We start from the raw sequence: 21,941 nt of genomic DNA, 5'->3' as shown, positions 1-21,941 counted from the left end.
CTGCGGCTACAGGTTGCGCAGCCGGACGATCTCCTTGTCGAACTCGTCGATGTTCTCGACGGAACTCATGTGCCCGACACCGGGGAGCACGATGAGCCGGTCGAGATGTCCCGCTTCGTCCAGCACGCGAGCGAGCTTGCGCGCGTGGACCGGTGGTGTGAGCCGGTCCATGGACCCGACGAGCACGGTGGTCGGCACGGTGAGGTGGTCGAGTGCTTCGTGGATGTCGAGCCCGCTCAGCGCGGCACCCCAGCCCCCGCGAATGCGGGGCTTGCACTCGCGCACGATGTTCTCGCAGAAGCTGACCTCGGCGGGACTGGCGTTCGGCGACATCGACACGTACTGGATCGCCCGGGTCATCACCGGCGAAGACACCAGCGGCATCGGTGCACTCAGCACCGCACGGCCGACCGGGACCGGCACTCGCGGGAAGCGATTCGGGAGGGGAATCACCGTGGTCTCGGCGATGAGCCGGTCGCAGGCGGTGCTGGCGAGCAGGACCGCGGACGCATACTTCTGTACCTCGTCGGGATGACGGCCGGCCCAGGCCATGATGCTCATGCCGCCCATGCTGTGGCCGACCAGGACGGCCTTCTTGTCCTCGCGGACAGTCGCCCTCAGCACCTCGGACAGGTCGTCGGCGAGGACGTCGGGGCCGAGAGCGAGGGAGCCGACGGTGCTCCGACCGTGCCCGCGCTGGTCGTAGGTGATCACGCGGTATTCGCCTGAGAGGGCGTTCACTTGCGGGTACCAGTACTCGGTCGAGCAGGTCCAGCCGTGGCTGAACACGATGGGGTCGCCGTCCACCGGACCATAGGCGCGCACATACAGGGTGGCGCCGTCGTCGGTGACGATCTCGCTGACGTCGGGTCGCAAGCTCGGGGTACGCAGCAGTTCGTTCGGTGCGACCTCGGTCGTCAGCGTCAGACCGCGAGTGATGCGCTTGTGCCGAATCGCCGCTGCTGCAACGAAGGCAGCGCCCACTCCGGCGACGCCGGCGAGTGCCCGTAGGGCGGTGGTGCGCGAACTGCTGGTCATTCTTACCCCTGTCATCTGGGTGACACCGCCGTGCGGCGACGTCCGTGAGTTGTCAACTTGCGCGGTCGTTGTCGGACGTCCGCGCGGAACTCGGCGGATCCCCGAGTTGCTGTGCGGCTTTCTCGAGGGCGCGGGAGATCTGCTCTTCCATCGCCTGCGTGAAAAGTGTCTGGACGGCGTCGTGTGCGAGTGGCCGCATCTGCTCGACGAGCCGCACGATGTCCGAGATCTTCGCCTCGTCGAGCTCGAGTTGCTCGCCCTCGGGTGCGAGGTACCGGTCGGCGACGACCGCGACGAATCGAGCGGCGACGTCGGAAAGGTCTTTGCGCACGGCTGCGGTCTGTTCGAGCACGTCCTCGAGTGGGATACCCGCGTCGACGAGAACCTGGGCCGCCTCCACGAGTCGAGGACTGTTCACCGCGTAGTCGTCACCGGAGGGGACGAGCACGCCGAGCTCGGTTCCCCGCGCAATATTCTCGTCGGTGGTCTGCGCACCGAACATCCGCCGGAGTTCCGCCAGGGTGAGTCGCGCGGCGCGCTTGCGTTTCCTCCACCGGCTGCCGGGATCATCGGTCTCGAGCACATCGGTGACGTGCAGTCCGTACTGGGCGGCCGTGAGCAGCTCGCTGATGGTGGCGAAGGTGTATCCGCGGTCGAGCATCCGGCCGATGAGGTGCAGCCGGGCCAGATGCGACTCGTTGTACCACCCGGTCCGCCCCTGTTTCCGTGGTGGCGGGAGAAGTCCGCGGTCCTGGTAGACGCGCACGTTGCGCACGCTCACCCGCGCCTCGCGTGCGAGGTCGTCGATCCGATATTCCTTCATCAGACGATGTGCGCCCGTTCGAGCAGAAGCCTCGACGGGCCACCGATGAGTCCCACCTCGTCGAGGAATTCGACGGTCTTGGCGCAGCCCTCGCGGATCTTGTCGTGATAGTGGCGATTCGATCTGGCTGCCCTCTTCGCCGCGTCCACGTCGAGACCCGCCGCCGCGTAGACCTGCGGGTTCACCAGGCTGGTGACGATGAAATAGGCGATGACACCGAGCGCCAACCGCACCCGGGCCCTCGCGAACCAGGACGCCGATCGGATTCGCCGGATTGTTTCCTCGCGTGCGTACTTGATGTGCCGCGACTCCTCGAGGACGTGAATTCTGCTGACCGTGCGTGTCACCGGCTGAACTCGCTCGTCCCGCATGAAGTCGCGCTGCATCATGTCGAGGATCTCCTCGGCGAACAACGTCCCGCCGTATGCCAGGGATCCGGTGGCAGTCGCCTTGAAGGCGCGAGCCGCCTGACGGATCCACCACTTGGGCCGGTACGACGGAATTCCGAAGCGCTGCGCCGACCTCGCGAACATCGTGGAGTGACGGCACTCGTCGGCAATCTCGGTGAGCGCGAACTGAACGTGCGGGGTGGCCGGATCGTGGAAGTAGATGTCCCGGACGAGCATCTGCATGAGGATCAGCTCGAACCAGATTCCGGTACCGGCGATACTCGCCGCCTCGTGCTTGGTGAGAGTGACGCGTTGTTCCTCCGTCATGGTGTCCCAGAGTTCGGTGCCGTAGAGGCTGCACCACTCGGGGGTCATGCCGTACCGGTCCGCGGGGATCGGCGCATCCCAGTCGACCTCGATCAGCGGGTCGTAGGACTTGCGTGCCGCGGAGGCGAGGAGCCGCTCAGCCGTGTCCTGACGGTCACTGACGTGCATTCTCCGGGATGTTGGATGGGCATCACGGAGGACGTCCCGTGCACTCTCGACGGACATCACCACTCCTCGGTCGACTTTCTTCACCACAATAGCATTGTCACAATGTCCATTGTCATCGTTGGGCGAGAATTGCGTGCGGAAACGCATGATGTCGAAAATCCAGCCCCGGCTCCGTCCCAGCGTCGAATCGGCAAGACGGTCGAATCGGCGAGACAACACTGGAGGATGGATCCCATGGCACACGTACAACGTTTCAACCACGTCGGCATCACCGTCGCGGACCTCGACTCGGTAACGGCGTTCTTCGTCGGACTGGGTCTCGAGGTAGAGGGCACCGGATCCGTGGAGGGTGAGTTCGTGGAGATCGTCTGCGGCATCCCCGGCGCGCGCTGTGAGATTGCGATGCTGCGGCCGCCCGGCGGCGGCTCCCGGCTGGAACTCGCGACCTTCGTCACGCCCGAACACGTGCCCGGATCGCCCAAAGCGATGGCCAACGAGCTCGGACTGCGCAACGTGTCCTTCGAGGTCGGCGACCTCCAGGCGGCCGTCGACGCGGTGGCTGCGGACGGGTACGGGCTCATCGGCGGCATCGGCGAGTACGAGAACAGCGTGCGGATGGCCTACGTGCGTGGGCCCGAAGGGATCATCGTGTCCCTGTTCGAGCAGCTCGGCTGACGCGCCAGGCTTGGCGCATTCGCGACCGCCGGCCACTAGTGTGCAGATATGGACGCGCTGGAGCCTGACAACGGCGCGGTCGCCTTACGCGGCATCGCCGCGTCTCTACTGGCGAATGTGTCCAGCCTGGCTGACGACATGCTCAAGTATTTGGTCGAGCGAATTCCGGAGGTCGGCGGGGATGACGAGCTTCGCGGCCTGACCCTGGGGTCGTGCTCGTCGAATCTCGAAGCGGCACTGTCGATGGTTCGTCACGGGATCGACGTAGCGGCTGCGGAGGCGCCGGTGACGGCGCTCGAACACGCGCGCGCAATGGCGTCACGAGGGCACAGCGTCGATGTGATGCTGCGGTTCTATCGGTTGGGTCATGAGTACTTCACTGAGAAGCTTTCCGACTCACTCACTGACTGGATCGAGGACCCTGCGGTTGCACTGAGGACGTTTATCGATCTGGAGCGCTTCGGATTTCGATACATCGATCGCATTTCCAGTCTGGTGGCTGCCGAGTACGTCGCCGAGCTCGACCGACGCCAGAACCAGGCACGCGCCGAGCGCGCCGATGTCGTGCGGGCACTGCTCGCTGGAGAACGTGTCGACGTCGCGCGCGCCGAACGTGTGCTCAGCCACCGGCTCACGGGTCGGCAGATCGGTTTCGTGTGCTGGGTCGACGAACGCGGTGTCGACCTCGAGGGATTCGCCAGGCGGGTCGGTAGGTTCCTCGGGGCTGGTCACTCACTCGTTGTGGCGGACGGCCCACTTGCGGTGTGGGGATGGGCATCGCTAACGGGGGACGTGCGGACGTCACCCAACGGCATGGCGACGGAGTTTCCCGGCGAACGCGAGAACGTTCACATCGCGGTGGGCTCACCCCATCCGGGGGCAGCAGGCTTCCGGACGTCCCATCTCGAAGCTCTACGCACACGCCGAATCATCGAACTGTCCGGGCGTGCGGCGCCATCGATCACAGAGTTCAGCGATGTTGCCTTGGTAGACGCCATCTCGCGTGACCTGGATGCGGCGAGGGCCTTCGTTTCCGCTCAGCTCGGCGAGCTCGCACGGGACGACGCGAAAGAGCGCGGCGAGCGCGCCGCGCTCCTGGCTGTTCTCGACGCGCAAGGGAGTCTGGCGACCGCCGCGAGCACCTTGGGAATCCATCGGAACACGGTCCTGCAGAGGATGCGTCGTGCCGAAGAGCGCAGAGGCAGGCCCGCGACGAGCAACATCGCCGAACTGCACGCGGCGCTGATCGTCTGCAATGTGCTGGGGGCCGCGGTGTTGCCCGAGCCGAAGCCGCGCTGACCGGGGCCCGAGCGCGCCGGATGTGCTGACAGCACACCTCAGAGGGCTGGGATGGCCTTGTCGACCACTGCCCGCCGTTTGTACGTTGTGAGCAATCTCATCCCAAAGCGCGCAGAGGAGTCCGATGTCGACCACGACTCGACACCCCCAACCCCCGGCAGCGGCCTCGCAGCACGCCCTGCCCGATCCCGGCGAGCAGGTTCCCACGCTGTCCTGGCCGATCGTCGGCATCGGCACATTCGCGCTCGCGCTCTTCGGCGCATCGACCTGGGCTGCCCTCACCGACACGTTGCCTGCGATCGCTACCATCGCCGCGAGCTCGGCAGCAATTTTCGTCCTGTTCACCGTGTTGCACGACGCCTCGCATTACTCGATCAGCTCACATCGCTGGGTCAACGTCGCCTTCGGTCGGGTGGCAATGTTCTTCGTCTCCCCGCTGATCTCCTTCAGATCGTTCGCGTTCATCCATATCGAGCACCACCGCAACACCAACGACGGTGAGTCCGATCCCGATCACTTCGTGAGCGCATCACCCTGGTGGCAGCTGCCCATCCGCTTCCCGGCCATGGACCTGCCCTACATCAGTTTCCTGGTGCGCAACCTGCGTCGCCGCCCACGCGCCGAAATTGCCGAAACGGCGGCCCTGATGACCCTGTCGGTGACGGTCATCGTCTCCGCCGCCTTCGCCGGGCATCTGTGGACGCTCGCTTTGATCTACCTGATTCCCGAACGGGTGGCGATGTTCGTGCTCGCGTGGTGGTTCGACTGGCTACCCCATCACGACCTCGAAGACACCCAACGCGAGAACCGCTACCGCGCGACCCGTAACCGCGTCGGCTCGGAATGGATCCTCACTCCCCTGCTCCTGTCGCAGAACTATCACCTGGTTCACCACTTACACCCCTCCATCCCCTTCTACCGCTACGTCGCGGCCTGGCGACGCAACGAGGCCGCCTACCTCGAGCGCGACTCGGAAATCAGTACCGTCTTCGGGCAACACCTCGACGCCACGCAGTACCAGGAGTGGAAACGCCTCAACGGCACACTCGCCGCCCTACTCCCGGTCCGTATGCCGCGTTCCTCCGCGGCACGCCATGCCAGCACCTACCCGATCCCTGTCGCAAGCGTCGAGCCCCTCACACCCGACAGCGTCAAAGTCACCTTCGACGTTCCCGACCACCTTCAGGACCAGTTCGCCTTCCAGGCCGGCCAACATCTGACCGTGCACCACCGCATAGGCGGAAAGAAGGTGCGACGAAACTACTCGATCTGCACCTGCGCCACTTCGGGAGAACTGGCGATCGGCATCCGCCGCATCCCCGGCGGGACGTTCTCGAGCTACGCGGTCGACACCCTGCGAGCCGGCGACGTCCTGGAACTGATGACCCCCACCGGCAGCTTCGGCGCACCCCTCGATCCACTCGCCCGGCACCACCATGTCGCGGTAGCAGCAGGCAGCGGCATCACCCCCATCCTGTCGATTCTGCGCACCACCATGGAGATCGAGACCGAGAGCCGCTTCACCCTCTTCTACGGCAACCGAACCGCAGAGTCGACCATGTTCGCCGCCGAACTCGACGAACTCGAATCCCGGTACGCAGACCGGCTACGCATCTTCCACATCCGCTCCGCCGAGGCACACCACCCCGCAGCCCTGCGCGGCCGTATCGACCTGGCGACAATTCAACGCCTGCTCGCCACCGACCTCACCACGATCGACCCGTGGTACCTGTGCGGCCCGAGCGAACTCACCACCACAATCCGCGATGACCTCGCAACCGACAAGGTGCCGACCGAGCGGATACACCTCGAACTGTTCCGCGGCACGAACCGACCCGCACACCTCGACAATTTTCCCGCCTCCCAAGTGACCATCACCCTGTCCGGCGCACAGCACACCGTGGAACTCGCCCCCGGTGAGACCGTCCTCGAATCCGCGCTGAAAAACAATATCGACGCCCCCTATGCCTGCCTCGGCGGCGCATGCGGCACCTGCAAAGCCCGAGTCATCACAGGAAAAGTATCCATGGAGCAGAACTTCGCACTGCAGGCGGCCGAGACCGAGGCCGGCTTCATCCTGACCTGTCAATCCCATCCCACCACCCCCACAGTCGCAGTCGATTACGACAGCTGAGCCAACACAGATTCGAGGGTCGAACGATGAGTAACGCACTACACCGGAACAAGACCGAACAGGACTCCACTGGGCCGTTCGCGGCGGGTGAGCATTTCCGACACGGCCTCCCGATCCGTCGACAGGCACAACAGGCTTTGGCCGTCTTCAAACCGGCACAGATGCCGCTGCTACTGGATGCACTCGACGACACCGCCACACCCGTCGTCGAACACCTCGAGCCATTCGCCTGGGTGGTGCCCGAGTTCGAAGAGTTCCGCGCCACCCGAACGATCGGCCCCACTCTCGCGTGGTGGTCCGAATTTTACGGTCAATCAGCTGAATCACTGCTGGTCCACAGCGAGCGCTACTTCTGCTTCGGGCCCGAAGGGTCCGCCATCGGCGCCATGGAAGAGCACGCGATGCTGGGAATGTACGGCGCATATCGGTGCACCAGCGGAGCTACTGCCGACCGGTACGCGTACTACGCCTCCGAGGAAATGACAGCCCACATCCTCACGCGCAGCGAGACGTCTGCCGAAGTGAGCGTCACGCCCGAGAACCTGCCCTCACCTTCCGGAGTGGCGTACCTCTCCCGACCTGAAGGCGGACTCGTCCTCCTGTGGAAAATCCAGCACGACACCCTTCTCTCCGTCCAGCTCGTATCGGCATCCGAACTTGCAGAATTCCTCGGCAACGACGGTGAGCCACGCGCAGGTGCGGCATACCGGTACGTCAACCATGTCTACCTGCCGATCCCGACCGCGGAAGTTGAACTCAGCCCACCCGGAAGCGGCACTCCACCGGGCTTTAACAAGATCGGCGGCCTCACTCCCGTCGGCATGGATTCCGATGTCCCGCACGAAGCCCTCACGAACAACCGCCGACGGACATCCGCCGAAATACTCGAGGTTTTCGTCGCCTTCACTCACATGCTCCGGCAGAGGACGACCCAGACCGAATCAACCACTGTGTCCGCCGCGAACTCTGCGACCACCGCGCGACGCAAGAAGCCAACACAAATCACGCATATGTCCTACCGGACCCAGTCCTCGATGCGGACCACCGACGACGAGACACCAACGCGCACATACACGCACAGTTAGACACCGAACACCTCGAACTTTCCGGCCTCAACACCGGGGGCAGTCCGCCCGGCGGAGCGGAAGCTCCTTTGCGCACTGCCCAACCATTGATCAATGATCCGGATCTTGTGAGCCGTACGCGGCACGAACTCTCCTTCGCCTCGCCAACTCCCTTGCCACATATACACCAATAAATCCAAAGAGCGTGTACTTGATAAGACTCGGGATCGTGGCAACAAAAGCCGCGCGGAGGCCATCAGAAAGGTCGATAATTCCCAACTTCAAGCTGATTGCAGCGATATAGGTTGGGATTGCGTAGAAATACGAGAACACCACAGGTAGCCTGCCACTCCGGCCAGCAGCGATTTCAGAGCGCGCAATCGCAATACAAAGCGGGGTGAAGCCTACGACCATGAGCGCCCACATCCAGGTCTTCGATCCCATCGAGGGCTCAGCGAACCACCACAAGGTCGGCCACATCAGAACAAATGCGCCGACTATAACAATAAAGCACATTACGATAGCGATTCGCATCAAAAGGAGACGGCTTCGCTCCACCCATTCAGAAATCGGCGAAAAGACTGGGTTAGGAACTCCCCCAATTGGCCCATCTGCGACAACGGCGCCGCCGCGATGCCGGCGACCCGACCGCATACGCGAGCCTACTTCAGGAGTGCAACCAGTCTCCATGATGTAAGTTCTCAAAGTTTTCAGAACAGCATCGATCGACCGATCGTCGAGAACCGAATGCTCTTCTAGGACTATCGACGTAGACGTGAGTCGCGATTCCGCGGATTCACGTAGCTTCTGCGTCGCGTTTATCCAGAACAGCTTCCGCAATTCGGGGTCATATACAATACATATCACAGGTATCAAGGAATAAATCCAATCCTGCCGGTGCTTTCTTACCGAGATCGCATATCCGCCAGAACTTCTACGGAACGACACCCCACCTTTAACCTGAACTAGAATCCGATCGCCGGTCCTGATTCCACCTTCAGTCAGCGACACAATGAGATCCTCGCCGAAATCGCTCCCTCCGTCGATTTCTTGAACGATCTGCGCATGCTTTTCAAACAGAATTCGAACCTCGTTGACGGCCCGCCGCGGCGTTACCCAACTCTTGCCACCCGTGTCAAAGATCCCCAATCCGCCGTGGAATACGGCTTAAATTCGAAGCCCAGCGAATCCTGATGGACTTTCCTATCGCGCCAAACCGGTCAGCTAACGCTCCGCTAGTCCGTCATGTCCGTTCAATCCGATGAAGAGATGCAAGAAAGCTATCTCTACCAGAACAGGTCGAACAAGGTGGCGCGCCGATCGATGGTCCAAGCACCTGTGACATCCGTCCGTGGGTCCTTGCCAACCTCCGGGGGCGCGAGACGGCAGAACCTTCAACCACAGCAATATCGTTGGTGAACTGCTACTTGCCCGCCAGTGCGTCCACCAAATCGCTGGCGAGGAACGCCACCGCGACGGCAACCTCCTCAGGTTCACCAATACCCTGCTCGGCACGCCCTGCCATGTCCGATCCAAATCGCATCCGAGCCGGACGCGAACAACGTGCGAAGGTGTGCTAGAGCCTCCGCCGTCACCGGACCACTCAGCTCGTCAGCCAGCAGGCGCGCAAACGAACTGCGCAACTCCTCGGTCTCGACCGCCCGGAGAATCCGGTAGATGTCGTGCGCGTCCTTGTCCTTCAGACGACTCGGCTTCTCGACTCGCTCACCAATCTTGTGCAGCTTCGCGACCAGGAGCGCCGCTGGGCCTGCGACTCGAACTTTCTGACGTCGCCCGTCAGCTGGGTCAAGAGGGTCTATCCACGTCGGCGCATTGTCGACAACTGCTGCCTCCAACCCACGCGCCCGACGTGTTGCCCGATTGTCGTGGGGAGGAATCCGCCCTCCCCGCCTGCTTTTCGAACTCGGACCCGCCAACGCCTCCGGCACCATGAGGTCGACAGGGATTCCATCGGCGTTCCGCCACGAGCCCGGCTGTCCACTGACACGATCGAGAAGAAACCCTGCCGCCATCATGGCTTCCTCGAGCCTCGGATCTTCTAACAGGCCTCGAGGATCCAGCGCGAGATCGGCGTCCTTGGTCGATTCAGCAAGGGCAACGGGTGCGCCTCCCGTGCGAATGTAGATTGCCTGTGCGCCAATCACCACGACCGAGTCCCGGTGCTCGCCGAGCGCTTCGACCGCATCCAGCAGAGCCGCCCGAGTCCGGACGAGGAGATCGTCGCTAGTTTCGGCGCCATCGTGACTCATTTCGCACCATCCAATCCATAAGCTCTTCAGCTTCGGACGGGCTGCGGCCCGGTCCGGTTAACAGATCGACCACTACTTGCCCCGGGGCAGCGCATGTCACACCGCCAGGGTTCTGACGGGTTCTGACAAACACCACGTCGGTGTCCGGTTCTGCAAGAAGCACATTCGCGCCTGCCTCGGTTGCGCGCAGGCCCCACTGCTCCGCGCAACCGGTGCTGTCTGCGACATACATCATCGCGTTGCGCGCCGGGGCATACTCGGCCAAGTCGGCCGCCGCGATCGTCCCGGTCACCGCGTAGCGTTCGGTGCTGCCTGCGGCATTCTTCATTAGTGCAGGAAGGCCACGTGGTGCAATCCAACGCGTGACCCGGCTGTTGCGAACAAACTCGTAGTCCGCGCTCCACCGCCGCAACAATTCACGCCAGTCCGGCACGGTTACGGCTCCTAAATCCGTTCGAGCAACGAGTTCCTCACCTTCGAGGAACTCAATTACGCGGTAGGTCGACCCTGTCGACGTGCCTGCCGCCTCGATCAGTCCGCGGATGGTCCATTCTCTATCGAAGTCGACGAGCGCCCTAACGACCTTCGCCGCCGGAGCCCCTTTTAATGTGCCTCGCGGTCGTCCTGGACCACTCTGCGGCGCACGATTGGCGCCTGCACACGAGATGAACAACCCAGGTAGGTCAACGTCGACGCGAATGTTCCCTGTTGTATCGATGTACGAAATGCCCGCGTCGGCGAGTCGGTCCCGTACCGGCGGGGACAGATACTGGGCAACTACCACTCCTCGAGCAGAGTGATTGCCCCTAATCTGACGCTCAAGACGCTCGCGAACAGATGCGATGTCGCGGCGCTCGACTATCCGTCGAACCGCTAAAACGAGATCGACGAAATGCTCGTCAGGCGCGGTAACCCTTAGGACCGCATCGACGCGCACATCCGATTGAATCGGCAGCTCCACGGCGGCCCACCTCTTTGGCAGTCTATCCAGGAGTGCCGTGATTCCATCACGCAGAATCTCCCTCTCCGTCTGCGGCCCTGCACTTAACTTCATAGCGTCCCTCCCTGCGTTCAGCAATTATGCTATCTCCACCGACAGTGGAATGAGGCATTTTCCTGAACACCCGCAGCGTCCGCCCCCGATTGCGCTGCCGCGTCCACAAGCACCTAGATGTGTTCAGCAAAATATCTCATCTCCACCGACACCGGACTCGATATTTCTTGAACATTCCTTGGACGTTCCATGTGACCGCATGCGTCTGCCGTACGCACCTGCTGGTGGCAGTTGAGGTATACCCCTGGACCGGTGATCAAGAGGCTTCACACCCTCGTACACCAGCTCCGCGTTCCAGCGCCTGTCCGCCGCTTCCACGACCGCCCGCAAGCACAACCGGTACCGGCACCGGCGTGCCTCTGCGCGGAGGATCTACACAGAACAAACTGGCCTCAAGACGAGGCGGAGCGTGACGTCACCACCGCCCGGGCTCGCTAGCATTGAAGAGTCCCCAGGAGGTTGCGGTGACATACAGTGCTGCGTCGGCTGAGACGTCCGTGCGGGTAGAGCGCTGCGACGTCTGCGTCGTCGGTGCGGGCATCGCCGGAGTCAATGCCCTGTTCGTCGCCAGTCGATACTTGTCCCGCTCGCAAAAGATCATCCTGGTCGACCGCCGCGATCGTCCCGGCGGCATGTGGGTGGATACCTATTCGTATGTGCGACTGCACCAACCGCATGGCCTGTTCACCGCCGGAAACATCAAGTGGACGCTCGGCCGGGATCGGTCCTACCTGGCAACAAAGGACGAGGTGCTCACGCACTTCGAACACTGCCTCGACGTTGTCAAGCAACGAGTACACGTGGACGAGTACTTCGGCTGGACGCTCGAGTCGCATGACGAGTCAGGTGGGATGGTGCGCGTCACCTGCACATCGTCGGACGGCCACGTCATGGTCGTCGAGGCGAAGCGACTGATCAAAGCCAGCGGTTTCGGAGTCGTGCCCAACGACCCGCTCGAGATCTCCAGCGCGCGCGTCCTGTCGGTATCACCCGATTTCTGCGACATGCGAGGGGACGACATGCGGGCGAGTAACGCCCCTGTGTGGGTCGTGGGCGGCGGAAAAACGGCGATGGACACCGCTCACACGCTGATCACGGAATACCCCGGCCGGGAAGTGAATCTTGTGGCAGGTTCGGGCACCTTCTTTTCGAACCGCGACCGGTTGTTCCCTACCGGCGGCCGACGATGGTGGGGCGGCACGCCCGTGACCCGCATCTTCACGGAACTGGGTCGGCGCTTCGACGGGACCAACGAGACCGATGTCGCGACCTGGTTCCGCACTACCTATGGCACCTGGCTGACCCCCACCGCAAACAACTACCTGCTGGGCTTGCTGTCCGAATCGGAGAACAGGACGATTGCCGCCGGTCTGAACGAGGTGATCATGGATCACGTCGTGGATGCCGTCGACCGCAACGGCGACACCGACTTGGTATTCCGCAGCGGCTCAGCGAAGACAATTCAACCGGGCAGCTGGATAGTGAACTGCACCGGATACATGCTGCGAGGCGAGAACCCCTACGAGCCCTACGTTTCCGACAGCGGTGCGGTCCTGTCGATTCAACCGCGTTCTGCCACATTACATCTGACTTCGTACGTGGGATACTTCCTGACCCACCTACTGTTCTTGGACAAGATCCAGGACCTCCCGCTGTATGAACTCGACGCGCCGGATCTACGGAAGAAGTCGAAGGCGGCATTTCCCTATACGCTCGGATCGCTCACCATGCACAACCTCAGTCTCATCGTCGACAGCGTGCCGAACAAGGTATTCCTCGATTGCGGACTCGATCTTGATCGCTGGTACCCGCGGCCACGCCGCATGATCGGAACAACGCGGTTCCTGCTCACCCACCGCCGCGGACGCGATCACCTCCGCCACACCCTGGACACTGTGCGTGAGCGATTCGATGTTCGCTGCGGCCCACTGAGGTAGTCGTAACCATCAGTTCCACATGCGAATCCACCAATCGAACCTCTGCAACCGAGGTTGTGTCCGGCCGGGGCCGGCTGAAGTTCAGGCGGGCACTGCCCGCCCAGTGATAACGCAACGAAGCGTCAGTCCGGCGTGTGATCGGTGGACTCGGGCATGAGCAGTTGCTCGGACAGCACCTCCAGTGCCTGTCGTGCGTAGCCACGCCACATCGAGGCGATCAGCGGCATGACGAGTGTCCCAGGTCCCCTCGGGTGCAGGACCCATCGCCACGTGACTCTGGTCCCGGTCCCGCATGGGACGAACTCCCAGGTGCCGTCGATGCTGTCAACCAGCGGCCGCAGTGGGCCGGTGATGTCGCTGAGCCGGTAACTGAACGAGAGTGGGGCATCGACATTTGTCAGCACCTCGCGCATCGTTCCGCCGTCCGTGGTGACCACTGTGCGCGACTGTCCGACCCGGCCCCAGATTCCGTCCTGTCCGCGAACCTGCTTGATGGGCGGCAGCAGGGCGTAGCGGCGGGAGAAGATCGCATCCAGCGGGATCGACAGGGTCCCGTCGAATGCTTGCGCGCATGTGATCGGGATAGCCCGCGACTGGTCGACTGTGGTAGGCGTGGCCATCACGCGAGCCTAACGTAGGCGAGCAGTTGCCAAACTACCAGCGGGGTCCGCGTTGGACGTCGTCCACCCGCGGCCGGACATCCACGAGATAGACACAGACTGCCACCACCGCGACGATGCCGAACAGCTGCACGGCGGGGAACAGCAGCAGCACGAGGAATGCCACGGCGAGAATGCTCAGCCAGATGGGTTTGCTCAGCTTGTCGACGGCCGTGAAGGCGTCTTTGCGCTGGCGAGCAGCGTGAAACAGGGCGAACGCCGCGCCGCCGAGGGCGACGATGCGAATCACCAACAAGATCACCGAGACGATGCCGTCAACATGAATCACACGCTCATACTACGAGCTGAAGACGCAAACGGCCCCCGCACCGTAAAGTGCGGGGGCCGAGAGCGCGAAAAGGTCAGACCTTCTTGGCCGGAACCGTCTTCTTGGCCGGAGCCGTCTTCTTGGCGGGCGCGGGCGGAGTTGCAGCAGCCTTGGCCGGAGCAGCCTTGGCCGGAGCCGGGGCCGGGGCCGGGGTCGCCTTCTTCGCCGGGGCAGCGTGCTTGGCCGGCGCTGCCTTCTCTGCGCGGGCCTGGACGTCGGCAGCCGTAGCGTTCACCCGATCGGCAGCCTCCTTCGAGACCTCTTCCGCCTGGTCACCCAGGTCGAGAACGCGAATCGCGGCCTCGTCGCCGGCGTCGGCAATCGCTTCGCCGACACCCTCGGCAGTGTCGGAGATCCGGACGGACGCGCGGCCGGCGAGCTTCGCGGCCTGCTCGCCCACAGCGCGGGTCTGGCGTGCCACGGTGCCGAGAGCTTCCTCGGTCAGCTCGACGGCGTCACCGAAGGCCGACTCGGCGCGGCCGAGACCCTCCTCGACGACCGGCTGCTTGCGGATGCGCTCGACTGCATCCTCGCCACGCTCCGCGAGGGAGGTGTAGAGGTCGGACGCAACCTTCAGGTACGCCTCGGCGACCTTGCGCAGTTCGTCGGCGGTGAACTTCTCGCGGAGCTCGGCGAGTTCCTCGGGCAGCTCGGACGGCAGGCCCGCGAGGCGCTCGCGGAGGTGCTCGACACCCTCGGTGACCTCTTCCTGCAGACCGGCGATGCGTTCGCGGGCGCCACCGACGCGCTCCTCGACATCATCCTGGGTGTTCTCGGCGCGCGAGCGGACCTGGGCGACGACGTCGGCCACGGCCTGCACCACGACGTCACCGGCACCTACGGCTGCGTACAGCGAGGTCTTGACGCTGTCGATGGTTTTCTGGTCAGTCATCGGCTATCTCCTGTTCAACGTTGGGGGGGTCGGGTTCCGGCGTCTCGGGTCCGGACCGATGTGGTTCGTGGGTCCGAACCTCGGACATCCTGGATTCGGCGGACTCTGCCGAGTCGTTCTCACGACAGAAGGACTCGTAGATCTCGAGCAGCACTTGCTTCTGCCGCTCGGTGATGGCCGTATCCGCAAGCAGGGCGTCGCGAACAGGACCGTGGGGTCGTTGCTCGAGGTACCCCGCCTGGACGTACAGGACCTCCGAGGACACCCGGAGACCCTTCGCTATCTGCGCCAGCACTTCGGCCGAAGGCTTGCGCAACCCGCGCTCGATCTGACTCAGGTACGGATTACTGACGCCTGCGAGTTGCGCCAGTTGTCGCATCGAGACCTGCGCGGCTTCACGTTGTGCACGAATGAAGCCACCGATGTCGTGTGCGGCGTTACTGACTACGCGAGCGGCCACATCTCCTGCACCGGCTGCCTCGCGGTCGTCGCTGGCCATCAGTCCTCCCGAATTGCTGGGCAATTTCGAGTGTAAGAGAGGGTGCTAACAATTGCAAGCGCTCTGCTAGCAGTCGGCGCGTGGCCGTCGCCACAGGGTGCCGGGCGGTCAGCGAAACATCAACCCGACGGTCAGCCGAACATCAAAGAGGAGACCGTGTAGATCAGTAACCCGGCGATCGAACCGACCACTGTGCCGTTGATCCGGATGAACTGAAGGTCCCGTCCCACCTGCAGTTCGATCTTCTTGCTCGCTTCCTCGGCATCCCAGCGTTCGACGGTGTCGGAGATGATCCCGGTGATCTCGCCGGTGTAGTTGTCGACGACGTATCGCGTGCCCGCCATGACCCACCCGTCGACCTTGAGTCTCAGCTCGTCGTCGTCGCGCAGTCGTTCGCCGATCCGGACGACGTTCTCGGCGACCTTGGTCCGCAGCGTGCTGCCCGGATCGTCGACGGACTCCATGATGAGGCGCTTGGCGACCTTCCAAGTGGCGGCGGCGAGCCCGGTCACCTCCTCGCGACCCATGATCTCGGCCTTGATCTTTTCGGCCTTCTCCATCGTGACGGGGTCGTTCTGCAGGTCGTCGGCGAAGTCGACGAGGAAGCGGTTGGCCGCCTGACGGACCTCGTGCTCGGGGTTCGAGCGCACCTTCCACGTGAATTCGACCAGCTCACGATGGATCTTCTCGCCGAGCATCAGGTCGACGAACTTGGGCGACCAGGACGGCGAGTCGCGAGTGACGATGCGGTCGATGGTTTCCTGGCTTCCCAGGGCCCACTGGTGGGCGCGCTCGGCAAGCAGGTCCAGGATCGGCAGCTGACGGTTCTCACGGAGTAGTTCACCGAGCACCCGCCCGATCGGCGGCCCCCATTCCGGCTCGGCCAGCCTGCGCACGATGGTGCTGTCGATGATCTGCTGCACGTCCTCGTCGCGCAGCACCTCGACGAGTCCACGCAGGACGGTCGCTGTCTCGGCGGCGATTCGCGCGGCATGTTTCGGCTGCGCCATCCAGGTGCCGAGCCGTAGCGGGATCTGGGCGGCCTCGACCTTGGCAGACACCACTTCGGGCGCCAGAAAGTTCTGACCCACGAAACTGCTCAGGCTGGCACCGAGCTGATCCTTCTTCCGTTTGATGATCGCCGTGTGCGGAATGGGCAGGCCGAGGGGATGACGGAACAGAGCCGTGACGGCGAACCAGTCGGCGAGCGCGCCCACCATTCCGGCTTCCGACGCGGCGCGCACGTAGCCGACCCACTCCCCCGCGCCACGCGATTCCTGCCACCGGCACACGAGGTAGACCACGGTGGCGAACACGAGGAAACCCGTCGCCACGGTCTTCATCTTGCGGAGATCGCGCCGCTTCTCCCCGTCGTCGAAAGCAGAAAGACTCAATTGATGCACAGTTGCCATTGTGCCGAAGGTCGACGACGCGGCGCTTCCCAAAGGAGTGACGAGCGAGCTGCACAGACGGCATTGTGCGAGCCGACAACACACGAGCACTAAGCTGAGAGAAGAATTGCGATACGAAACGGATGTGAACAAGCTCAGTGGCGAATGACGACCTGAAGGATGCCGAGCAGGTGACGGAGTCGATGACGAAGCTGGAGAAGGCGACCAAGCCTGACGGGCGTAAGCGCCGCTGGCGCGAGCACAAGATCGCGCGCCGGGAGGAGCTCGTCGACGGAACGATCGCCGCCATCCGCCTGCGTGGGCGCGACATCGGCATGGATGAGATCGCCTCGGAAATCGGCGTCTCCAAGACCGTGCTGTACCGGTACTTCGCCGACAAGAGCGATCTCACCAATGCCACCATGGCCCGCTACGTGGAGACCACGCTGGCACCCCGGATCTACGAGGCCATCGGCGAAGATCTCGACGACTTCGAACTCACCCGCGCCACGATCACCGCCTACGTGGAGACGGTCGCATCCGATCCCGACGTGTACCTGTACATCATGTCGAACGGTTCAGGGCCGGGCCGGGACACGGTGGCCGATTCCGAACGGATGATCGCCGAGGTCCTCTCGACGGTGCTCGGCGAGCGACTGCGTCAGATGGAGATGGATTCCGGAGGCGCGGTGCCGTGGGCGTACGGCATCGTCGGCGGTGTCCAGTTGGCTACCCACTGGTGGATCTCGAACCGATCGATGTCGGTGGAGGATCTGATCAACTACCTGACGATGATGACCTGGGGAGGCATCACCGGCATCGCTGCCTTCAACGGTTCCCCCGCGCGATTCAACGCGGCACCGCACCCGCTGCTTCCCACAACCGACGAGTAGACGCTCACTCAATATTGTGTAACCAGAAGTAACAGGTAAACTCGGGATCATGAACGACTCCGAGGAAGAAGAGGGTTACCGCGGGCCGGCCGAGGTCGTGGTGGGTGCACTACCCGCCGTGACGGTCCAGGTCCAGCTAGCAGGGAACTTCGAACCCATCAGCGGTCGCTACGTCTGGCACGGGCGGGTACGCACGCTGACGGACGCCCTGGGCGAGGACGCCGACCTCTCCCCCGGCACGGAGTTACGGATTACGGGACCGCAAGGTACCGCCACCGCCAGGATCACGGGCGTGGATTTGTGGGGCAGCCACCTCGTCGACGGGGTCACCCCGCCACCCTTCAGCCGAGTGTGAAGCCGAGTTCGCCTGTCCGAAGCCCCCGACTGTGGCACTGTTCGTAGATGGCAGACAACGCAGCAGGGTTGTGGGAGACACCGGCCGCCGAAGTGCTGCGCTTCCGGACCGGCATGCAAATCGCTGATCTCGACAGTCGCAGCACACCCGGATTCGTCAGCGGCAAGACCGACGGGAAGCGCGCCCTTCACGAACGGGGAACGGTCCTCTCCTCGTTGCAGGAGAAGCTCTACGCCAACGGCCGATCCGGCGACAACCGCTCGGTGCTGCTCGTCCTTCAGGGCATGGACACCGCGGGCAAGGGCGGAATGGTTCGTCACGTCATCGGGCACGTCGATCCGCAGGGTGTCGATCACGTGGCATTCGGGGTGCCCACCGACGAGGAGAAGCGGCACCACTACCTGTGGCGGGTCACGAAGGCGCTGCCCCGGGGTGGGCAACTGGGCGTCTTCGACCGCTCCCATTACGAGGACGTCCTGGTGGTGCGCGTACACGGCTTCGTTCCCGCGACCGTGTGGCGTGGCCGCTACGACGAGATCAATCAGTTCGAGAAGGAACTCCTCGGCACCGGCACCACCCTGGTGAAGGTGGCCATGTTCGTCTCCCTCGACGAACAGAAGTCGCGGCTGCAGAAGAGACTGGAGCGCCCGGACAAGTACTGGAAGTACAACCCGGGCGATGTGACCGAACGCAAGTTGTGGCCGGCGTATCAAGACGCCTACCAGGCGATGCTCGACAAGACGTCCACCGAGGACGCGCCCTGGTATGTGGTTCCGTGTGACCGGAGGTGGTACAGCAGAATTGCGGTCACCGAGCTGCTGATCGACGCATTCGAACGCCTCCGCCTCGAATGGCCGGAACCTGATTTCGACGTCGACACGGAGAAGCGCCGACTCGCGGAGTCGTAGGGCGAACGCGGTCGCTCAGAAAAGGTGTGGCGTGTCGTGATGCACCCGGTGATCGTGGTGCACTGTGCCGCCGTACAGCGCCATTGCTGCTGCGAGGGCGACGACGCACAACGAACCGGCGATCACCGCCCAGCCGCCCTCACCGGATCCGGCAGCGACGAGGAACCCGGCGATGCAGACCACCGCGAACAGGACGAGCGCGAAGCTTGTCCACGCGGCGAAGAGATTGAGTTTCATCAGTACTCACCTCACCTGGTGGAATCTGTTCCCGACGCTACGCCGCACTGCAATCGGCGACAAGATGTCTCGGTGGCGTCAACGGGGGTTTCGCGCCGTCCGGCCGGGGTAATCGAGCCGAATGAACGTACCCGGTCTGTTACGCAAGACGGAGTCCGCCGACTTCCTCGACAACGTCAGCGCACTGTTGCAGCGGAGGATCGCCGGCACGCTCAGCGGCACCGGAGCCCGTGAAATTCTGCGGGGTTCCTGGTTGGGTCACCCGCTGCATCCCGTGCTCGTCACCGTCCCGATCGGCGCCTGGTCCGGGTCACTGGTCCTGGACACCGTGCTGCGCGACCACGTCGCCGCCAGACGGCTGATCGGATTCGGTCTCCTCTCGGCAGTGCCCACCCTCACGACCGGCTGGGTGGACTGGGCCGAACGCGATGCGACGCAACGCCGTGTCGGCCTCATTCACGCGGGTGCGAACGCACTGGGGATCGCCGCCTTCACCGCGTCGTTCCTGCGCCGCCGCCGCGGTACCGACGCGCAAGCTGTCGCGCTGAGCGTCGCCGGGTTTCTCGCGGTCGGCGTCGGCGGAACGCTGGGCGGACATCTGACCTACGCAATGGGCGCAGGAGTCGGCGACGTGGAGCGCAGTCCGTCAGCGGACACGCTTCCCGCGTCGAGAGGATGAGGAAGAAACGAGGAACGTCATGATCGTGCTCGGGTTGATCTTGCTCCTGATCGGATGGCTGGCCAATCTCAATTGGCTCTGGGTTCTCGGCATCATTCTCCTGGTGATCGGCGCGGTGCTGTGGATTCTCGGTTCCACGGGACGCGCTGTCGGCGGCAGACGCCACTGGTACTAGATCGCGACACCGACCGGTCCCGTGAACCCTGTCCTGTGACAGAGTGCGAGCCGGTCGGTTTACAAACCCACAGTTCGGGAATCCCCTGGCATGACCGCCACTCATCGCCAGCCGAGACCCGACTCCTGCGTCGGTCAGCCGATCAGAACCGCGCCTCTCGTCACCGCCCGGCGGTTACGAATATCGATGGTCTCCGGCAACGCGGGTCCGCTGACCGATTCGGACGGCGACGGAGGCGGTCAGAGCATCCATCTGGCGGAACTGTCCGCTGCCCTCACCCGCGAGGGCCACGACGTCACCGTGTACACGCGCCGCGCCGACGAAACCCTCCCGGACCGCTTCACCATGCCGGGCGGATACACGGTCGTGCAGGTGCCCCTCGGCCCGCCCCGGCCGATGCCGGAAGCCGAAATACTGCCCCTGATGGGTGGTTTCGGCAATTTCCTGAAGAACGAATGGGAGGCCGAAAGGCCCGACATCGTTCACGCCCACTATTGGATGTCGGGTATTGCGACGCAGCTCGCGGCGCGCCTCCTCGGCATCCCCACCGTGCAGACCTTCCACGCCCTCGGCGTCGTCGAGGAGCGGTTCCAGCGTCCGATGACGAGCCAGTCCAACCGTGTTCACCTCGAGCAATTGATCGCCCGCGGAGCCACCCGGGTGGTGGCAACGTGTACCGACGAGGTTTTCGAACTGGCCCACCTCGGTCTGCCGCGGTCCCGGACGTCGGTGGTTCCTTCCGGTGTCGACGTCGCTGAATTCACTCCGGACGGTCGCGCCGACGACAAGGGGATGCGTCATCGCATCGTGATGGTCGGCAGGCTGGCGCCGAGCAAGGGCTACGACACCGCCATCGCGGCGCTCACCCATCTTCCCGATACCGAACTGGTCATTGCGGGCGGACCGGCCGCCGAGCGGGTCGCCGACGATCCGGAGGCGATGCGACTGCTGGCTCTCGCGCGTGAGAGCAAGGTGAGCAACAGGGTACGGATCGTCGGCCACGTTCGGCACGACGTCATGCCCTCCCTGCTGCGCTCCGCGGACGCTGTGGTGTGTACCCCGTGGTACGAGCCATTCGGCATGGTTCCCCTGGAGGCGATGGCCTGCGGCACACCGGTGGTCGCTTCTGCGGTCGGCGGCATGCGGGACACGGTGGTCGACGGAATCACCGGGCGGCTGATCTCACCCCGAAATCCGGTGCGACTGGCCGAGGCACTACGGCAAATCTTCGACGATGATGCGCTGCGTGCGGGTTTCGGCATGGCGGGCTGCGACCGTGCCCGCGCACGGTATTCCTGGGATCGAGTCGCCACCGACACACTTCGTGCGTACGGACGTTGCGTTTCCGCTCCCCCGCGCACGAGTCGAACCGGTGCGCACTGATCTCCGCACCGGTTCCGTCCGAGGATCTGCCGTCAGGCGGTTCTTCCGTGCCACGCCCCGAGCGCGCTGTCGACCGACGGGAAACACGGGTAACTCGATTCCTGACCCGCCGCCCGTAGCAACCGACAGAGCGGGCGCCCGCAGATCATTGCCCAGTGCCGGCCGTCCCGAAGGTTCGATGCGTGGACGCTGTCGAGGACCGACAGTCCTGCCGTCCCGATGAAGTCGACCTTGGACATGTCGAGGATGAATTGTCCCTCAGGCGAGATCTGGGTGCAGACGTATTCGTGGAACACGGGCGCACTGAACAGATCGATGTCACCGCGCACTCCGAGAACCATCACTCCTGAACCTATTCGCTCGG

General features: G+C 63.7%; 24 protein-coding genes. 11 read left to right on the top strand and 13 right to left on the bottom strand.

Features of this window, described 5'->3' with window-relative positions; all coding sequences use genetic code 11:
* Positions 1 to 6 precede the first annotated feature (6 nt).
* The 3 genes from GFS60_RS07940 to GFS60_RS07930 are packed head-to-tail and all read right to left on the bottom strand — an operon-like array spanning position 7 to position 2,745.
* Positions 7 to 1,038: an alpha/beta fold hydrolase gene (locus tag GFS60_RS07940; protein ID WP_159920228.1), complete on the bottom strand. Its 1,032-nt coding sequence runs from the start codon at positions 1,036 to 1,038 to the stop codon at positions 7 to 9.
* Positions 1,039 to 1,090: 52 nt separating this feature from the next.
* Positions 1,091 to 1,861 (bottom strand): MerR family transcriptional regulator, encoded by a 771-nt coding sequence (locus tag GFS60_RS07935; protein WP_159920226.1) that lies wholly within the window; start codon positions 1,859 to 1,861, stop codon positions 1,091 to 1,093.
* Positions 1,861 to 2,745: an AurF N-oxygenase family protein gene (locus tag GFS60_RS07930; protein ID WP_236603486.1), complete on the bottom strand. Its 885-nt coding sequence runs from the start codon at positions 2,743 to 2,745 to the stop codon at positions 1,861 to 1,863. The genes GFS60_RS07935 and GFS60_RS07930 overlap by 1 nt, the downstream gene beginning before the upstream one ends.
* Positions 2,746 to 2,979: 234 nt before the next feature.
* Here GFS60_RS07930 and GFS60_RS07925 point away from each other — a divergent pair, with 234 nt between their 5' ends.
* The 4 genes from GFS60_RS07925 (at position 2,980) to GFS60_RS07910 (ending at position 7,938) form a co-directional block, all read left to right on the top strand.
* Positions 2,980 to 3,420, top strand: coding sequence for a VOC family protein (locus GFS60_RS07925; protein WP_159920222.1), 441 nt, complete (start codon positions 2,980 to 2,982; stop codon positions 3,418 to 3,420).
* A gap of 48 nt (positions 3,421 to 3,468) precedes the next feature.
* A complete protein-coding gene (locus GFS60_RS07920) occupies positions 3,469 to 4,719 on the top strand; it encodes a PucR family transcriptional regulator (protein ID WP_159920220.1) in 1,251 nt (416 codons plus the stop codon).
* A 124-nt stretch (positions 4,720 to 4,843) separates the two neighbouring features.
* The gene (locus GFS60_RS07915) at positions 4,844 to 6,853 is read left to right on the top strand and encodes a fatty acid desaturase (protein WP_159920218.1); all 2,010 of its coding nucleotides are present in this window, start codon (positions 4,844 to 4,846) and stop codon (positions 6,851 to 6,853) included.
* A 26-nt stretch (positions 6,854 to 6,879) separates the two neighbouring features.
* Positions 6,880 to 7,938, top strand: coding sequence for a hypothetical protein (locus GFS60_RS07910; protein WP_159920216.1), 1,059 nt, complete (start codon positions 6,880 to 6,882; stop codon positions 7,936 to 7,938).
* A 90-nt stretch (positions 7,939 to 8,028) separates the two neighbouring features.
* Here GFS60_RS07910 and GFS60_RS07905 read toward each other — a convergent pair whose 3' ends face one another.
* The 3 genes from GFS60_RS07905 to GFS60_RS07895 form a co-directional block, all read right to left on the bottom strand.
* A complete protein-coding gene (locus tag GFS60_RS07905; protein WP_159920214.1) occupies positions 8,029 to 9,066 on the bottom strand; it encodes a DUF4365 domain-containing protein in 1,038 nt (345 codons plus the stop codon).
* Between the two features lie 344 nt (positions 9,067 to 9,410).
* Positions 9,411 to 10,187 (bottom strand): GSU2403 family nucleotidyltransferase fold protein, encoded by a 777-nt coding sequence (locus GFS60_RS07900; protein ID WP_236603398.1) that lies wholly within the window; start codon positions 10,185 to 10,187, stop codon positions 9,411 to 9,413.
* Positions 10,162 to 11,148, bottom strand: a complete 987-nt coding sequence (locus tag GFS60_RS07895) for a type IV toxin-antitoxin system AbiEi family antitoxin (RefSeq protein ID WP_201453524.1) — start codon at positions 11,146 to 11,148, stop codon at positions 10,162 to 10,164. The genes GFS60_RS07900 and GFS60_RS07895 overlap by 26 nt, the downstream gene beginning before the upstream one ends.
* A 557-nt stretch (positions 11,149 to 11,705) precedes the next feature.
* Here GFS60_RS07895 and GFS60_RS07890 point away from each other — a divergent pair.
* Positions 11,706 to 13,178, top strand: a complete 1,473-nt coding sequence (locus tag GFS60_RS07890) for an FAD-dependent oxidoreductase (RefSeq protein WP_159920210.1) — start codon at positions 11,706 to 11,708, stop codon at positions 13,176 to 13,178.
* Between the two features lie 122 nt (positions 13,179 to 13,300).
* Here the strand turns inward: GFS60_RS07890 and GFS60_RS07885 are convergent, their stop codons facing one another.
* The 5 genes from GFS60_RS07885 to GFS60_RS07865 all read right to left on the bottom strand — a co-directional run bounded on the left by GFS60_RS07885 (position 13,301) and on the right by GFS60_RS07865 (position 16,959).
* Positions 13,301 to 13,798 carry an SRPBCC family protein gene (locus GFS60_RS07885; RefSeq protein WP_159920208.1) on the bottom strand — a complete coding sequence of 166 codons (498 nt, stop codon included), beginning with the start codon at positions 13,796 to 13,798 and terminating at the stop codon, positions 13,301 to 13,303.
* Between the two features lie 34 nt (positions 13,799 to 13,832).
* A complete protein-coding gene (locus GFS60_RS07880) occupies positions 13,833 to 14,126 on the bottom strand; it encodes a DUF2516 family protein (RefSeq protein ID WP_159920206.1) in 294 nt (97 codons plus the stop codon).
* A 73-nt stretch (positions 14,127 to 14,199) separates the two neighbouring features.
* On the bottom strand, positions 14,200 to 15,057 hold the full coding sequence (gene tadA, locus GFS60_RS07875; RefSeq protein WP_159920204.1) for a major lipid droplet protein TadA: 858 nt from the start codon (positions 15,055 to 15,057) through the stop codon (positions 14,200 to 14,202).
* Positions 15,050 to 15,556 (bottom strand): helix-turn-helix domain-containing protein, encoded by a 507-nt coding sequence (locus tag GFS60_RS07870; protein WP_109327766.1) that lies wholly within the window; start codon positions 15,554 to 15,556, stop codon positions 15,050 to 15,052. Before GFS60_RS07870 ends, tadA begins: the two co-directional genes overlap by 8 nt.
* A gap of 131 nt (positions 15,557 to 15,687) precedes the next feature.
* Positions 15,688 to 16,959: a DUF445 domain-containing protein gene (locus GFS60_RS07865; protein ID WP_159926975.1), complete on the bottom strand. Its 1,272-nt coding sequence runs from the start codon at positions 16,957 to 16,959 to the stop codon at positions 15,688 to 15,690.
* 146 nt (positions 16,960 to 17,105) lie between these two features.
* Between GFS60_RS07865 and GFS60_RS07860 the strand changes: the two genes are divergently transcribed.
* Genes GFS60_RS07860 through GFS60_RS07850 form a run of 3 tightly spaced genes read left to right on the top strand, consistent with a single transcriptional unit; the run spans position 17,106 to position 19,103 of the window.
* The gene (locus GFS60_RS07860; RefSeq protein ID WP_159920202.1) at positions 17,106 to 17,840 is read left to right on the top strand and encodes a TetR/AcrR family transcriptional regulator; all 735 of its coding nucleotides are present in this window, start codon (positions 17,106 to 17,108) and stop codon (positions 17,838 to 17,840) included.
* A gap of 49 nt (positions 17,841 to 17,889) precedes the next feature.
* Positions 17,890 to 18,195 carry a DUF4873 domain-containing protein gene (locus GFS60_RS07855; RefSeq protein ID WP_159920200.1) on the top strand — a complete coding sequence of 102 codons (306 nt, stop codon included), beginning with the start codon at positions 17,890 to 17,892 and terminating at the stop codon, positions 18,193 to 18,195.
* Positions 18,196 to 18,242: 47 nt separating this feature from the next.
* The gene (locus tag GFS60_RS07850) at positions 18,243 to 19,103 is read left to right on the top strand and encodes a polyphosphate kinase 2 family protein (RefSeq protein WP_159920198.1); all 861 of its coding nucleotides are present in this window, start codon (positions 18,243 to 18,245) and stop codon (positions 19,101 to 19,103) included.
* Positions 19,104 to 19,118: 15 nt separating this feature from the next.
* On the opposite strand, the gene GFS60_RS07845 is transcribed toward GFS60_RS07850, so the two are convergent.
* Entirely contained in the window at positions 19,119 to 19,340 is a 222-nt protein-coding gene (locus GFS60_RS07845; protein WP_159920196.1) for a hypothetical protein, read from the bottom strand.
* A gap of 121 nt (positions 19,341 to 19,461) precedes the next feature.
* On the opposite strand from GFS60_RS07845, the gene GFS60_RS07840 reads away from it, so the two are divergent.
* The 3 genes from GFS60_RS07840 (at position 19,462) to GFS60_RS07835 (ending at position 21,577) form a co-directional block, all read left to right on the top strand.
* Positions 19,462 to 20,019: a DUF2231 domain-containing protein gene (locus GFS60_RS07840; RefSeq protein ID WP_159920194.1), complete on the top strand. Its 558-nt coding sequence runs from the start codon at positions 19,462 to 19,464 to the stop codon at positions 20,017 to 20,019.
* 19 nt (positions 20,020 to 20,038) lie between these two features.
* Positions 20,039 to 20,194, top strand: a complete 156-nt coding sequence (locus GFS60_RS38565) for a DUF6131 family protein (RefSeq protein ID WP_201453523.1) — start codon at positions 20,039 to 20,041, stop codon at positions 20,192 to 20,194.
* A 186-nt stretch (positions 20,195 to 20,380) separates the two neighbouring features.
* Positions 20,381 to 21,577 carry a glycosyltransferase gene (locus GFS60_RS07835; protein WP_159926973.1) on the top strand — a complete coding sequence of 399 codons (1,197 nt, stop codon included), beginning with the start codon at positions 20,381 to 20,383 and terminating at the stop codon, positions 21,575 to 21,577.
* 32 nt (positions 21,578 to 21,609) lie between these two features.
* On the opposite strand, the gene GFS60_RS07830 is transcribed toward GFS60_RS07835, so the two are convergent.
* Positions 21,610 to 21,918 (bottom strand): STAS domain-containing protein, encoded by a 309-nt coding sequence (locus GFS60_RS07830; RefSeq protein WP_159920192.1) that lies wholly within the window; start codon positions 21,916 to 21,918, stop codon positions 21,610 to 21,612.
* Positions 21,919 to 21,941 lie beyond the last annotated feature (23 nt).

The organism is Rhodococcus sp. WAY2, assembly GCF_009859915.1.
In the GTDB taxonomy this organism is placed as follows: Bacteria; Actinomycetota; Actinomycetes; order Mycobacteriales; family Mycobacteriaceae; genus Rhodococcus_F; species Rhodococcus_F oxybenzonivorans.
This window is presented reverse-complemented; position numbering and strand designations above follow the sequence as displayed.

What these genes read in the sequence shown, in the direction of transcription:
- GFS60_RS07940 (WP_159920228.1), bottom strand. Translation starts at nt 1,038, where the DNA reads ATGACCAGCAGTTCGCGCACCACCGCCCTACGGGCACTCGCCGGCGTC.
- GFS60_RS07935 (WP_159920226.1), bottom strand. Translation starts at nt 1,861, where the DNA reads ATGAAGGAATATCGGATCGACGACCTCGCACGCGAGGCGCGGGTGAGC.
- GFS60_RS07930 (WP_236603486.1), bottom strand. Translation starts at nt 2,745, where the DNA reads ATGCACGTCAGTGACCGTCAGGACACGGCTGAGCGGCTCCTCGCCTCC.
- GFS60_RS07925 (WP_159920222.1), top strand. Translation starts at nt 2,980, where the DNA reads ATGGCACACGTACAACGTTTCAACCACGTCGGCATCACCGTCGCGGAC.
- GFS60_RS07920 (WP_159920220.1), top strand. Translation starts at nt 3,469, where the DNA reads ATGGACGCGCTGGAGCCTGACAACGGCGCGGTCGCCTTACGCGGCATC.
- GFS60_RS07915 (WP_159920218.1), top strand. Translation starts at nt 4,844, where the DNA reads ATGTCGACCACGACTCGACACCCCCAACCCCCGGCAGCGGCCTCGCAG.
- GFS60_RS07910 (WP_159920216.1), top strand. Translation starts at nt 6,880, where the DNA reads ATGAGTAACGCACTACACCGGAACAAGACCGAACAGGACTCCACTGGG.
- GFS60_RS07900 (WP_236603398.1), bottom strand. Translation starts at nt 10,187, where the DNA reads ATGAGTCACGATGGCGCCGAAACTAGCGACGATCTCCTCGTCCGGACT.
- GFS60_RS07885 (WP_159920208.1), bottom strand. Translation starts at nt 13,798, where the DNA reads ATGGCCACGCCTACCACAGTCGACCAGTCGCGGGCTATCCCGATCACA.
- tadA (WP_159920204.1), bottom strand. Translation starts at nt 15,057, where the DNA reads ATGACTGACCAGAAAACCATCGACAGCGTCAAGACCTCGCTGTACGCA.
- GFS60_RS07870 (WP_109327766.1), bottom strand. Translation starts at nt 15,556, where the DNA reads ATGGCCAGCGACGACCGCGAGGCAGCCGGTGCAGGAGATGTGGCCGCT.
- GFS60_RS07855 (WP_159920200.1), top strand. Translation starts at nt 17,890, where the DNA reads ATGAACGACTCCGAGGAAGAAGAGGGTTACCGCGGGCCGGCCGAGGTC.
- GFS60_RS07850 (WP_159920198.1), top strand. Translation starts at nt 18,243, where the DNA reads ATGGCAGACAACGCAGCAGGGTTGTGGGAGACACCGGCCGCCGAAGTG.
- GFS60_RS07845 (WP_159920196.1), bottom strand. Translation starts at nt 19,340, where the DNA reads ATGAAACTCAATCTCTTCGCCGCGTGGACAAGCTTCGCGCTCGTCCTG.
- GFS60_RS07840 (WP_159920194.1), top strand. Translation starts at nt 19,462, where the DNA reads ATGAACGTACCCGGTCTGTTACGCAAGACGGAGTCCGCCGACTTCCTC.
- GFS60_RS38565 (WP_201453523.1), top strand. Translation starts at nt 20,039, where the DNA reads ATGATCGTGCTCGGGTTGATCTTGCTCCTGATCGGATGGCTGGCCAAT.
- GFS60_RS07835 (WP_159926973.1), top strand. Translation starts at nt 20,381, where the DNA reads ATGGTCTCCGGCAACGCGGGTCCGCTGACCGATTCGGACGGCGACGGA.
- GFS60_RS07830 (WP_159920192.1), bottom strand. Translation starts at nt 21,918, where the DNA reads ATGGTTCTCGGAGTGCGCGGTGACATCGATCTGTTCAGTGCGCCCGTG.